The following is a 12,607-nucleotide window of genomic DNA, read 5'->3' on the forward strand; positions in this document are numbered from 1 at the left end:
GGGCTGGGGCCATGCGTTCATCGTCTGGCACCGCACCTCGCCGGTCATCCGTGAAGAGCGGGCGTCGCCCTGTTCGCGGCGCGACAGGTCTTCCGATTCTCGCGACGGCGGTGCCGGTGCTTGGGGCCGTGGCGCTGTGGGCGGTGACCGGGTCTGTCCTGAGTCTGTGGTTCGCCGCGCTCGCACCGCTGATGGCGGTGGCAGGGTTCGGAGACCGCATGTGGGCGGCACGGCGTGCGGGGCGCCGGGACGATGCCATAGCCGAGGCGGATTCGGCCTCGCTGCGTGCGGCGATCGAGCAGGTGGTGTCTCATGAACGCGACCGTGCGTGGCGGAGCTCGCCCGACATCCGCCGTCTTCTTGACGAACCGGCAGAAGTCTGGCGGGAGGTCCTCGGTCGCCAGGGGCACCTGGTGGTGGGAAGCGGCGACGTGCCGATGGAACTGTCTGCCGCGCAGGTGACCAGCCTCCGCGCCGAGGGCTCCGCGCCCGAGAGCACCACGACGGCGCTGGGCGCGTCCAGGCCGACGATGCGGGATGCTCCGATCGTCGTGCCGCTGCGCGGCAGCCTCGGAGTGGACGGGCCCGAGCCGCTCGTTGCCGGTGTGGTGCGTGCGATGATCGTGCAACTCTGTCTGGTCCATCCGCCGGGTCGGCTCGAGATCGTCGGTGACGTTCCGGAGGGGTTCGCCTGGGTCGAGGAGCTTCCGCACCGCGTCACCCCAGGTCAGTGCCGCGTCGCGCTGGGCCTGTCGAGTGGATGGGAACGCGCCGAGGGAGCGGCCGACGCCGCGATCCTCGTCGGTAACGGGGGTGGCGCTGCGGTTCGGATGCTCGTCGGGCAGACGGACACCGGAGCAGCGCACGCGACACTGGATACCGGTGAGGCCACGCTCGAGGTCTATCCGCAGGTCCTCTCGGAGTTCCAGGCGAGCCTTCTGGCCCGCTCCCTGCGCGCGAAGAGTGCGCCGACGGCGCCGGATGACGGCCAGCTGTCGCTCGGTAGTCTGCTCGACACCCGCCCCGCGGTACCGCCCGTCGCGGGTTCGCGGACGCTCGCGGGTGTCATCGGCAGGTCTGGTGCGAGACCGTTCTGCCTCGATCTGGTCAGCGATGGACCGCATGCGCTGGTGGTCGGTACGACCGGCAGCGGCAAGAGCGAACTGCTACGAACCTGGGTCGCCTCCCTCGCGGCGCATTACACGCCCGAGGATGTCGTGTTCGTCCTCGCCGATTTCAAGGGCGGCACCGCCTTCTCGTCCCTTCGGAGCCTCCCGCACGTCACCGGTGTACTGACCGACCTCGGTGCGGCTGAGGCAACGCGCGGTCTTGAGAGCCTGCGGGCGGAAGTGCGTCGCCGTGAGGGTCTCCTCGCCGCAGCAGGCATCCGTGACATCGCAGAGGCGACGACCGACCTCCCGCGACTGGTCGTGGTCGTCGACGAATTCGCCACGCTGCTGAGCTCTCACGGCGAGCTTGCCAACCTCTTCATCGACCTCACGGCGCGGGGGCGGGCGCTGGGCATCCACGTCATCCTCGGCACGCAGCGCGCCACCGGGGTGTTTCGAGAGGCGCTCCTGGCGAACTGTCTGCTGCGCGTCGTTCTGCGAGCCGCCGATGCCGCCGATTGCCGTCTGATGCTTGGAGATGACGCCGCCGGGCGGATGCCGGCTGGAGCGCACAGCGCCGGCACAGCTCACGTGAGACGGGCGGGAGACGAGCGTCCGGTGCTGATTCGCGTCGCGCTGGCAGACGACGAGTTCGTGTCTGAGCTCGCTGCCCGCGCCCACGGTGCACGGGTGCAGGCGCCGTGGCTCGAACCCCTCCCGGTCGACGCCCCGCTTCCCCGTCGCGATGGAGACGACGAGGTGCTGCTCATCGGCATCGCTGACGAGCCTCACCTGCAGCGCCAGGAGCCTATCGGGCTGGCGCGGTCTGAAAGGGGACTGTGCGTCATCGGCACCGCGGGCTCGGGAGTGACCACGGCGTTGCATACCCTCGCGGCGCAGCTGGATCGGGTGGATGCATGGATAGATGCGGGTGATCTCGAAGCAGCCTGGGACACCCTGAACCGCGTTGCGGTTTCACGGCACGGCGCCGTCGTGGTGGATGAGGCTGACGCCCTGTTGGCGGCGCTTCCGCCGGACTACGCCCACGCAGCCGCCGGCCTCCTCGAAACGATAGTCCGCTCTTCTGGGGACGGACGTCCCTTCCTGCTCGGTCTGGAACGCCTCACGGCGCCGCTCGCTCGCATCGCTGACCTGATGCCGCGCCGGCTCCTGCTTCGCCACGCCCAACGCACCGATTACCTCGCGGCAGGCGGCATGCCGGGCCACTACGACCTCGCCGCTCCGCCGGGTCGAGGCCGGCTCGGCGGGACGCTCGTCCAGGTGTTTCGAGCCCAAGCTTCTGCACTGAGCGGAGACGCGCCGCATCCGTCCTCCTGGCTACCGCCCGCCGGACTGACGTGTTGGGTTACGCGCCCCACCCCCGGCGCTGAGCGCACTCAGGAACAATGGCTTGCTCGTGACGTGGTGGTTATGAGCCCCGATGACGCGCTCGTCGGGGGCAGCCCACCGACGATGGAGCCGGAACGCTCGCTCGTCGTGCGTGCTGAACCCGAGCAGTGGCAGCGATTCTGGGCGGCGCTCACAACCCTGCGCGCACAAGGCCCGCTTCTGATCGATCCGTCATGCTCGGGGGAGTACCGCATCCTCACCGGACGACGAGACCTTCCTCCGCTGTGCCTTCCGGGGGCTTCGCGCGGATGGCTCCTCGAGCCCGGACGCGACGTCAGGCGGGTACGCCTCGGATGATGCAGACGAGGATCAGAAGGCGGGGGAGATCACGCCGACGTCGCGCTCGCCGCCGCGCACCCGCAACGGCAGCTCGTCCCGAGCACGCGAAACCTCGGCGGCGCTCAATGCACCAGCTCGCTCGAGAAGACGCAGCGCGACGATGGAAGTGGCCCGCGCCGAACCATCAAGCATCTTGAGCGCAACCGTCGTCCCATCCGGCGCGACCATGATCATCACGCCCTCGGCACCGCCCTTCGCGAAGACCCCGGTCTGTTCGATCGTGATCGTGTCGGCCCGGCCGGGACCGTCGATCGTCCAGGGATGCCGGCGCACTGCCGCGACCAGCGCCGCCGCATTGCGATGGAGCGCGAACGGCGACCGCTCCGAGGAACCGCCGATCCGGTGCGCTGCCTTGGCAAGGCCCGACAGCGTGAGGGCGAAAACGGGAGCGCCGCATCCATCGACGACGGATGCCTGCACGCGCTCTCCGGTCAGCCGCTCGACGAGCTCGCGAATCTGAACCTGCAGCGGATGCTCGGGGTCGAGGTAGGTGGCAAGGTCCCACCCCTGCGCGACGCACGCCGAGAGCATTGCCGCGTGCTTTCCCGAGCAATTCATGCGGAGTCTCTCGGGCTCTCCTCCGGCGCGGACCAGGGCATCTCGTGTGGTTGTGTCGGACGGCCAGGCAGGCGGGCACTGGAGGCTCCGCTCGTCCAGCCCGGCGGCGTCGAGGATGTCGCGGACGACGGCGACGTGCCGGTCGGTTCCCGCGTGGCTGGCGGTCGCGAGCGCCAGCGTCTCACCTTCGAGCTGTGCCCCCGCCGCGAGACATGCAAGCGCCTGGATCGGCTTCAGGGACGACCGCGGAAGGATGGGTGCATCGGTGTCACCGAGCCTCTCGATGACCTGCCCATCGGGATTCAGGACGATCGCGGCCCCGGCATGGCGTGACTCCACGAATCCGCCTCGCTCCACCCGTGCGAGCTCGACGGCAGCGGCAACAGGGAACGTCTCAGGCACTCCCACAGCCTATCCGGGGCCGCCAGCGTGAACAGCGATGCCAGACTGGGCCCATGCTGGGTGAACACGAGTACACCGTTCGCGCCGAATGGACCGGCAACCGCGGTGTCGGCACCGCTGGTTACCGCGACTACGCCCGAGACGTCACGCTGCAGATCGAGGGGAAGCCGGAGCTTCTGGCCTCCAGCGACAAGCCGTTTCGTGGGGATGCGTCGAGGTGGAACCCGGAGGATCTCCTCGTTGCGGCCCTGAGCGAGTGCCACCTGCTGTCTTACTTGCACGCGGCCGTTCAGGCCGGGGTCGTGGTGGTCGCGTATCGGGACACCGCGACCGGAGTCATGGTGGAGGACGGTCGCGGTGGCGGCAGTTTCCGTGAGGTGACGCTGCACCCCGTCGTTACGGTGGCTGACGAGTCGATGCGATCCGCCGCCGAGGCTGCCCACCATCAGGCCAACCAGTGGTGCTTCATTGCGAACTCGGTGAACTTTCCGGTCCACCATCGCCCCACGACACTCGTGGTAGGGCTCGATACCTGAGCCCGCCGGTCAGCGGCGCTCGTGGGGGAGTGCCTGCTTGATGCGTTCGATCGGCGACTGCGGCTGGACCTCGTTGTAGGCGCCGGCGAGTTCCTGCCCCGACAGGGCATGGATCGCGGCCATGATCTCGTCGGTTGCGCCTCGGCGGGCGCGACCGGAGGAAGCGTGGCCATGGTGGGACAGATCCAGCGGCTCACCGAACTTGACAGTGATGCGGTGCTTCGGGGAGGGCACGGTCGCACCCTTCGGCATGACCTTGTCCGTGCCGATGAGACCTACGGGAACGACGGGTGCGCCGGTCTGGAGCGCCAGGAAGGCGACTCCCGTGCGCCCCTTGTAGAGGCGACCGTCGACCGAGCGTGTGCCCTCCGGATACAGCGCGACGGCGCTCCCCGTCTCGAGGAGGGCGCGCTGCTGATCCAGGGCGTCGAGGGCGGCTTGACCTGCGCCACGACGAACCGGAATCGCTCCGATCGACGTGAAGAACTGGCGAGAAGCCCACCCCGAGAGGCCTGAACCTTCGAAGTAGCTGGACTTCGCCAGGAAGTGAACCTGGCGCGGCGCAGCGACCGGGATGGCGATCGAGTCGATGAAGGAGAGATGGTTGCTCGCGAAGATGACGGGTCCGCTCCGGGGTACCAGATGCTTGCCTTCGACGCGCGGTCGATAGATCAGACGTGCAAGCGGCGTGATCACCGTACGTCCGAGTACGTAAGCGACACCCATGCGTCGACGGGTCCGAGCGCCAGCAGTCACGGGCTCCTCGGCTGCGGGGGCGGTGGGGTCGACGGTCATCCGTCGAGGCTACCGCCGCTTTCATTCCCCGATCGGAATGGCGCGGAGCATGCGATTCCCAGCGGAGACAGAGGAATTGTGCGAAAGGATGAGGGATCCGCCCACAGCAGAGGATCATTGTGCGCTCACGCTCCCTTCTCGCCCTGACCGTCGCCGCGACCGCGGCATTACTTCTCGCTGGTTGTTCATCGGCTGCCGAAAGCGACCCGACGGCGACAACCGTCAATAATGGTGGACTCTGCGCGGCAGCTGCGGAGTCGGGCCCCGTTTCCGAGTCCGTGACAGTCGAGGGCGAGTTCGGACAGGTCCCCACCGCCTCGTTCTCGACCCCGATCGCTGTTGATGCACTGCAGCGGACGGTCGCCATCACCGGCGACGGAACTGCCCTGACTGACGGGGCGTATGTCTCCTACGCCCTTACCGTCTTCGACGGTGACACGGGAGCTCAGGTGGACTCTGCGGGGTATGACGAGGCCGCGCCGCTCGCGCCGATTCCGGTGGAGGTCGGCACGGGTATCGATGAGTTCTTCGGATGCGCAACGGCGGGATCCCGGATCGTTCTGGCAGTTCCTGGCCAGGGCGAGACTGCAGCGCAGGTCTACGTCCTCGATGTGCTCGATGTCACGCCGGCCGATCAGTGGTGCCAGGTCGTGGACGCAGACGCCGCGATGCCGACCGTCGCCTTCGACGAGAGCGGTGCCCCTGCGATCTCGATCCCCGCATCCGACCCGCCGAGCGGTGTCGTCGTCGACGTTCTCACGGAGGGCGACGGCGCCGTCGTCGAGCCCGGTGACAGCGTTACGGTCAACTACACCGGCGTGAAGTGGAGCGATGGCACCGTCTTCGACTCCAGTTGGGAGAAGGGCTCGCCCGCGACCTTCCAGACCACGCAGGTCGTGTCCGGTTTCCAGCGAGCACTTGAAGGGCAGAAGGTCGGCTCGACCGTCCTCGTGTCGATGTCGCCCCTGTGTGGATATGGCGAGGCGTCAGTGACCAACACCAACGCGCTGGCCGGCGAGACTCTCGTCTTCGTCGTGCAGATCATCTCGACCGAGCCCGCGGCGGGCTGAGCACGTCCCGACGCGGCGCAGCGCGAGGCCCTCGATAGGCTGAGCGCATGCGCCGCGTCATCATTCTCGGTTCCAGCGGGTCGATCGGCACACAGGCCCTCGATGTCATTCGGGGCAACCGGGACCGGTTCGAGGTCGTGGGTCTGGCGACCGGGAGTCAGCGCGAGGTCCTCGAGGCACAGGCCCGCGAGTTCGGTGTTGAGAGCACAGCTGTCGGCATCCGTGAGGCAGAGCAATTGGTTCGGGATGTCGAGGCTGATGTCGTCCTCAATGGCATCACGGGATCGGTCGGCCTCGGGCCGACCATCGCCGCGCTGGAGGAGGGGCGGACGCTGGCGCTGGCGAACAAAGAGTCACTCATCGTCGGCGGCGAACTGGTGACAGCGCTCGCGCAGCCGGGGCAGATCGTCCCGGTGGATTCCGAGCACTCTGCGATCGCCCAGGCCCTGCGCTCCGGCGAACGGGCAGAGGTCCGCCGCTTGGTACTGACCGCGTCAGGCGGCCCGTTCCGTGGCCGCTCCCGCGAAGCGCTGGAGTCAGTGACGCCTGCCGAGGCGCTGGCGCATCCGACCTGGAACATGGGCCGGGTGGTCACCACGAACTCGGCGACCCTGGTCAACAAGGGCCTCGAGGTGATCGAGGCGCACCTGCTGTTCGACGTGCCCTACGCACAGATCGACGTGGTGGTGCACCCGCAGTCGGTTGTCCACTCGATGGTGGAGTTCAGTGATGGCTCCACGATCGCCCAGGCATCCCCGCCCGATATGCGCCTCCCGATCTCGCTCGGCCTGGACTGGCCGCATCGCATCGCCGGAGTCGGTGCACCTATCGACTGGAGCGTCGCCACCACCTGGAGCTTCGAGCCACTGGATGAGAAAGCCTTTCCTGCCGTCGCGTTGGCAAAGCGCGTGGGGCGCGCAGGCGGAACGTATCCGGCGGTTTTCAATGCTGCAAACGAGGTAGTTGTGGATGCCTTCCACGACGGGGACATCGGATTCCTCGACATCCTCGTGACCGTCGAGCGGGTCGTCGATGCCCATGATGCGCCGTCATCGCTCACCCGCGAGAGCCTCGCGGAGGCCGAACAGTGGGCCCGGCGCAGGGCGGCCGAGCTCGTGCGGTCAGGTCAGTAGGTCGTCAGGCCGCGCGCGCGGAATTGCCGGCGAACGCGTTCGATCAGCTCCGGTTCCGGGGCGCGGGTCTCAGCCAGGCTGTACGCACGCCCCAGGCGGTCCCACTTCGAGGCGCCCATCTGGTGGAACGGGAGAACCTCGACCCGCTCCACGTTCGACCACCGCGCGACGATACCAGCAACGGCGTCGACGTTGTCTTCGGCATCCGTGAGTCCCGGCACGAGAACGAAGCGGATCCACGTGGGAATTCCCCGGGCGGCGAGGCGATCACCGAAGTCGATGGTCGGTTGCAGCTCGCGTCCGGTGACCGTGCGGTAGGTCTCGGGGATGCCGGATTTCACGTCCAGCAGCACGAGGCTCACGTCATCGAGCATCGCGTCGGACGCGTTGCGACCCAGGTAGCCCGAGGTGTCGATGGCGGTGTGGATGCCTTCCGCTGCCGCTTCGTGAAGGATGCGGGCAACGAACGCGGACTGCTGCAGTGGTTCGCCACCTGAGATCGTCAGTCCGCCGCCGGTGGCCCGGAAGACGCCGGCGTAGCGACGGATGCGGGTCACGATCTCGGCGAGCGTCGTGGGCGTGCCGTCCTTCTGGAGCCACGTGTCGGGGTTCTGGCAGTACTGGCAGCGCAGCGGGCAGCCGGAGAGGAACAGCGTCATCCGGGTACCCGGCCCGTCGACGGCGGTGACAAGCTCCCACGAGTGGACGCTTCCCACCTCGCCGGCGCGGGCCGCCTCAAGACGCGCGTGGTGCGTCTCAAGGCGGCCCGCGTGGACCGTCGGCTGCGGAAGCGCGACGGCGGTCATGTCACACCCCCGCGTGGAAGGTGCGGCTGATCACGTCGAGCTGCTGCTCGCGGGTGAGCCGGACGAAGTTGACGGCGTAACCCGAGACCCGGATGGTCAACTGGGGGTAGTTCTCCGGGTTCTTCATCGCGTCTTCGAGCGTTTCCCGCGTGAGGACGTTGACGTTCAGGTGGTAACCACCTGCAGCCATCTGGGCATCCAGGAGTCCGACGAGGTTCGCGACCCGCTCATCCTCGGTGCGGCCGAGGCCCGCGGGGACCACAGTCGTGGTCAGCGAGATGCCGTCCTGCGCCTGGTCGAAGGGGATCTTGGCGACCGAGAGGGTAGCTGCCAGCATTCCGTGCGTGTCGCGACCGTTCATCGGGTTCGCACCCGGTGCAAACGGGGCTCCGGCGCGGCGCCCGTCGGGGGTGTTGCCGGTGGCCTTGCCATAGACGACGTTCGAGGTGATCGTCAGCACGGACTGGGTGTGGACGGCGTCCCGGTAGGTCGGGTGCGAGCGCAGCATCTCCATGAACTCGGTCACGAGCTCCCGCGCAATGTCATCGACACGGTCGTCGTCGTTGCCGTAGGTGGGGAACTCGCCCTCCACGACGTAGTCGACCACGAGGCCGGTCTCATCGCGGACCGGGGACACCCGAGCGAACTTGATGGCCGACAGGGAGTCTGCTGCCACCGAGAGTCCCGCGATACCGCAGGCCATCGTGCGCAGGACCTCCCGGTCATGCAGCGCCATCTCGAGCCGCTCGTACGCGTACTTGTCGTGCATGTAGTGGATGCAGTTCAGCGCGTCGACGTAGGTTGCGGCAAGCCACTCCATGAGCGTGCGGAACTTGCCGCGCACGTCGTCGTAGTCGAGCACGTCGCCGACCACAGCCGGCATCACGGGAGCGACTTGCTTGCCGCTGACCTCGTCGCGGCCACCGTTGATGGCGTAAAGGAGGGTCTTGGCGAGGTTCACCCGCGCGCCGAAGAACTGCATCTGCTTGCCGACGCTCATGGGCGAGACGCAGCAAGCGATCGCCGCATCGTCTCCGCACAGGCCCCGGATGAGGGCATCCGATTCGTACTGGATGGAGGACGTGTCGATCGAAACCTTTGCGCAGAACTCCTTGAACCCGCGGGGGAGGTCGTTCGACCACAGCACCGTCAGGTTCGGCTCGGGCGCCGGGCCCAGGTTGTAGAGAGTTTGCAGGAAGCGGAACGCCGTCTTGGTGACGAGTGTCCGCCCGTCAACGCCCGTGCCCCCCAGCGACTCGGTCACCCATGTCGGGTCGCCGGAGAACAGGGCGTCGTACTCGGGCGTGCGCAGGAACCGCACGATCCGAAGCTTGATGACGAGGTCGTCGATGAGTTCCTGCGCTCCCGTTTCGTCGAGGACGCCGGCCTCGAGGTCGCGCTGAATGTAGACATCCAGGAACCCGGTGTTCCGGCCGAAGCTCATCGCTGCGCCGTTTTGCTCCTTCACCGCACCGAGGTAGGCGAAGTAGAGCCACTGCAGGGCCTCGCGAGCGTTCGTTGCGGGACGCGCGATGTCGTAGCCGTACGTTGCTGCCATCCGGGTCAGTTCCTGGAGGGCACGGATCTGCTCGGCGTTCTCTTCGCGATCACGGATGATGCTCTCGGTCGAGAAGTGCATGTCGAGCTCGGCGTGCTCGGCCTTCTTGGCATCGATCAGGGCGTCGGTTCCGTAGAGCGCGACCCGGCGGTAGTCACCGATGATGCGGCCGCGGCCATAGGCATCCGGGAGTCCGGTGATGAGGTGACTGCTGCGTGCCCGGCGGACGGCAGGCGGGTAGACGTCGAAGACACCGTCGTTGTGGGTCTTGCGATAGGTCGTGAAGATCTTCTCCAGGTCGGCCGGCACGTCGTAGCCGTACGTCTCCAACGCTCCCTTGACCATGCGCCATCCACCATTGGGCATGATTGCGCGCTTGAGCGGGGCGTCTGTTTGCAGGCCGACGATCAGTTCGTCTTCACGAGCGATGTAGCCCGGTGCGTGCGAGGTGATCGTCGAGGGCGTGGTGGCGTCGACGTCGTACACGCCGCGCTCGCGCTCGGTGGGGAACATCGCGGTCAGCGTCTGCCAGACCCGCTGCGTCCGCTCGGTTGCGCCCGCCAGGAACGAGGCGTCGCCGCTGTAGGGCGTGTAGTTGCGCTGAATGAAGTCGCGGACGTCAATGGCGTCTTGCCATGGGCCTGCGACGAATCCGTCCCAGGCTGCGGGGATCGCGTCTGCCTGGTCGACGGGGGTGGGGGTTACGGTGCTCATGGTGACGCATCTCCTTCGTGGGTGTCGAAGTGTGGGTCACTCGTCTCGGCGACGGGTTACGCCGCCGCGGGAGTGCTTCTGACACCGACGCTAGACCTGTGTCGCAGACCCGTCCGAAAGATGCACGAATCGCTACATCCGTGTGGTCTGACCACACAGATGTTTGTGGTCAGACCACAAGGGGTCAGCTGCGCTTGCGACCGAAGATCAGCCCGAACAGCAGCAGCACCACGATCGAGCCGATCAGGGCGAAGACCCAGCCCGAAAAGTTCCAGAACGTCGTGTACACGTCCAACCCGAACAGCCCCGCGATCCACCCGCCGACCATGGCGCCGAGCAGGCCCAGCAGGATGGCGACGAACCAGCCGCCGACCTGCTTACCGGGAAGGATGATGCGGGCGATGATGCCCGTCAGGATGCCGAGAATGGCGAAGGCAAAGAAACCCACGGGAAGGTCCTTTCGAGTCGGGCGAAGCTGTGGTCAGTCGGGGTAGGGGACAGGCCAGCGCGGCTCGGGAACCGGCCAACCGGCGTCCCGGAGAGCCCGACGTGACAGCTCCCGGGCCGAATAGGGGGTTCGCACGCCGCGGATGTCGCGGTAGTCCTGGTGGCCGGGTCCTGCCCACAGGATCGCGTCGCCGTCGCCGACCAGTGCCACGGCCTCGACGATCGCTCGCTCGGGGGGCGAGTATTCGTAGATCTCGGCATCCGGTCGCGCTCGCCGCGCACCCTCGAGCAAGGTCGCCCGAATCGAATCGGGGTCCTCGAACCTCGGGTGGTGGTCGGTGATGACCAGGATGTCGCTGCCCTCGACGGCGGTGCGGCCCATGTCGTGGCGTTTGCTCTTGTCGCGATCGCCGTCGGCGCCGAAGAGCATGAGGACCCGGCCGGGCGTGACGCGGCGGACAGCGGCGAGGGTCTTCTCGAAGGCGTCGGGAGAGTGGCCGAAATCGACGTAGATGGCGGGCCCGGACGGCCCCGACACGAGCTCAGTTCGCCCGGGGAGGTGGGCGCGGATGACCCCGTCGTCGAGGGTCTGGGTTATGCGGGCCCAGTCGTAACCTGCCTCGAAGATCATGACGATCGCCTGGGCTGCGTTGGCTGCCATGTGGCGGCCGATCACCGGGACCGTGGTCGAGAGCGAACGACCCTCGGGCCCCGAGAGGCGGAATCGGGTGCCGTCGGGCAGCTCGTCGAGGATCTCGACCGTCCAGTCGGCGGCTGTCGCGGCATCCGGATCGGCGGCGATCGCCGGGGTGACGATCGTGACGTACGGTACCTCGCAGGCTGCGACGACGTCCGCACCGAACGCGGAGTCGAGGCAGATCACGGCGCGGCGCGAGCGGTCGGGGCGAAACAGCGGCACCTTCGCCTGGAAGTACTCAGCCATGTCGGCATAGTCGTCGAGGTGGTCATGCGAGAGGTTGGTGAACCCGGCCACGTCGAACACGATGCCGTCGACCCGCTGCCGGCTGAGGGCCTGAGCACTGACTTCGATGGCGACGGCCTCGACGCCGCGTTCGCGCATGAGGGCGAGGAGGGCATGCATCTCGTAGGCCTCAGGAGTCGTGAGGCGGGAGACGATGACATCGCCGGCGATGTGGCGTTCGGCTGTCGATGAAAGCCCCGAGGTGACGCCGAGCTGGGTGAGGATGCCTTCCAGCAGATGCGACACGCTCGTCTTGCCATTCGTGCCGGTCGTGCCGAACAGGATCGGAAGCGTGTCGTCTGCCCCGGTCGCGTAGACCCAGGCCGATAGGGCTCCGAGGATCCCGCGCGGGTCGGGGACGACGATCGTCGGCAGGCCGCTCCCCAGGGCACGCTCGCGACCGGCGGCATCCGTGACGACAGCGACAGCTCCTCGCGCTGCCGCGTCGCCCGCGAACTCCGCGCCGTGGCGCGTCCCGCCCTGGACCGCGACGAACAGGTCGCCGGGCCGGAGGTCGGCTGTCGCGAGGGTGAGGCCGGTGACGGATGCCGAGGCGTCGGCCGCCGCATCCGGAGCTCCGACGTCGCCTCTGCGGCGCTCGATCGAGGCTCCGAGGCATGCCGCGAGGTCCGCGAGGCGGTGCACGGGCGGGTTCTGCGGCCGGAGCACGGGCGGCAGGTTCGCGGGATCTGTCGTCATGGCGCCTCCATCTTCTCACCCGCGCACTGGGCTGACTCAAAGGCAGAGC

The 12,607-nt window shown here is 67.8% G+C and carries 10 protein-coding genes; 4 read left to right on the forward strand and 6 right to left on the reverse strand.

Features of this window, described 5'->3' with window-relative positions; all coding sequences use genetic code 11:
* Positions 1–11: 11 nt before the first annotated feature.
* The gene (locus AB0O89_RS08230) at positions 12–2,816 is read left to right on the forward strand and encodes an FtsK/SpoIIIE domain-containing protein (protein ID WP_363496110.1); all 2,805 of its coding nucleotides are present in this window, start codon (positions 12–14) and stop codon (positions 2,814–2,816) included.
* 12 nt (positions 2,817–2,828) lie between these two features.
* On the opposite strand, the gene AB0O89_RS08235 is transcribed toward AB0O89_RS08230, so the two are convergent.
* Positions 2,829–3,818, reverse strand: coding sequence for an asparaginase (locus tag AB0O89_RS08235; protein WP_363496113.1), 990 nt, complete (start codon positions 3,816–3,818; stop codon positions 2,829–2,831).
* Between the two features lie 53 nt (positions 3,819–3,871).
* On the opposite strand from AB0O89_RS08235, the gene AB0O89_RS08240 reads away from it, so the two are divergent.
* Entirely contained in the window at positions 3,872–4,354 is a 483-nt protein-coding gene (locus AB0O89_RS08240) for an OsmC family protein (RefSeq protein ID WP_363496116.1), read from the forward strand.
* A gap of 9 nt (positions 4,355–4,363) precedes the next feature.
* Here the strand turns inward: AB0O89_RS08240 and AB0O89_RS08245 are convergent, their stop codons facing one another.
* On the reverse strand, positions 4,364–5,080 hold the full coding sequence (locus AB0O89_RS08245) for a lysophospholipid acyltransferase family protein (RefSeq protein ID WP_363496229.1): 717 nt from the start codon (positions 5,078–5,080) through the stop codon (positions 4,364–4,366).
* 188 nt (positions 5,081–5,268) lie between these two features.
* Between AB0O89_RS08245 and AB0O89_RS08250 the strand changes: the two genes are divergently transcribed.
* Both AB0O89_RS08250 and dxr read left to right on the forward strand, forming a co-directional pair.
* Positions 5,269–6,219: an FKBP-type peptidyl-prolyl cis-trans isomerase gene (locus AB0O89_RS08250; RefSeq protein ID WP_363496119.1), complete on the forward strand. Its 951-nt coding sequence runs from the start codon at positions 5,269–5,271 to the stop codon at positions 6,217–6,219.
* A 47-nt stretch (positions 6,220–6,266) separates the two neighbouring features.
* Positions 6,267–7,352 carry a 1-deoxy-D-xylulose-5-phosphate reductoisomerase gene (dxr, locus tag AB0O89_RS08255; RefSeq protein ID WP_363496122.1) on the forward strand — a complete coding sequence of 362 codons (1,086 nt, stop codon included), beginning with the start codon at positions 6,267–6,269 and terminating at the stop codon, positions 7,350–7,352.
* Here dxr and pflA read toward each other — a convergent pair.
* From pflA to AB0O89_RS08275, 4 genes are all read right to left on the reverse strand, one after another.
* On the reverse strand, positions 7,346–8,158 hold the full coding sequence (gene pflA / locus AB0O89_RS08260; RefSeq protein ID WP_300591475.1) for a pyruvate formate-lyase-activating protein: 813 nt from the start codon (positions 8,156–8,158) through the stop codon (positions 7,346–7,348). The genes dxr and pflA overlap by 7 nt on opposite strands.
* Position 8,159: 1 nt before the next feature.
* A complete protein-coding gene (gene pflB / locus AB0O89_RS08265; protein ID WP_363496125.1) occupies positions 8,160–10,430 on the reverse strand; it encodes a formate C-acetyltransferase in 2,271 nt (756 codons plus the stop codon).
* Between the two features lie 184 nt (positions 10,431–10,614).
* Positions 10,615–10,878 (reverse strand): GlsB/YeaQ/YmgE family stress response membrane protein, encoded by a 264-nt coding sequence (locus tag AB0O89_RS08270; protein WP_228177678.1) that lies wholly within the window; start codon positions 10,876–10,878, stop codon positions 10,615–10,617.
* Positions 10,879–10,911: 33 nt separating this feature from the next.
* The gene (locus AB0O89_RS08275; protein ID WP_363496129.1) at positions 10,912–12,558 is read right to left on the reverse strand and encodes a UDP-N-acetylmuramoyl-L-alanyl-D-glutamate--2,6-diaminopimelate ligase; all 1,647 of its coding nucleotides are present in this window, start codon (positions 12,556–12,558) and stop codon (positions 10,912–10,914) included.
* Positions 12,559–12,607: the final 49 nt, after the last annotated feature.

The organism is Microbacterium sp. NPDC076895 (assembly GCF_040687115.1).
Taxonomy (GTDB): domain Bacteria; phylum Actinomycetota; class Actinomycetes; order Actinomycetales; family Microbacteriaceae; genus Microbacterium.

What these genes read in the sequence shown, in the direction of transcription:
- dxr (WP_363496122.1), top strand. Translation starts at nt 6,267, where the DNA reads ATGCGCCGCGTCATCATTCTCGGTTCCAGCGGGTCGATCGGCACACAG.
- AB0O89_RS08275 (WP_363496129.1), bottom strand. Translation starts at nt 12,558, where the DNA reads ATGACGACAGATCCCGCGAACCTGCCGCCCGTGCTCCGGCCGCAGAAC.
- pflB (WP_363496125.1), bottom strand. Translation starts at nt 10,430, where the DNA reads ATGAGCACCGTAACCCCCACCCCCGTCGACCAGGCAGACGCGATCCCC.
- AB0O89_RS08230 (WP_363496110.1), top strand. Translation starts at nt 12, where the DNA reads ATGCGTTCATCGTCTGGCACCGCACCTCGCCGGTCATCCGTGAAGAGC.
- AB0O89_RS08240 (WP_363496116.1), top strand. Translation starts at nt 3,872, where the DNA reads ATGCTGGGTGAACACGAGTACACCGTTCGCGCCGAATGGACCGGCAAC.
- pflA (WP_300591475.1), bottom strand. Translation starts at nt 8,158, where the DNA reads ATGACCGCCGTCGCGCTTCCGCAGCCGACGGTCCACGCGGGCCGCCTT.
- AB0O89_RS08245 (WP_363496229.1), bottom strand. Translation starts at nt 5,080, where the DNA reads ATGGGTGTCGCTTACGTACTCGGACGTACGGTGATCACGCCGCTTGCA.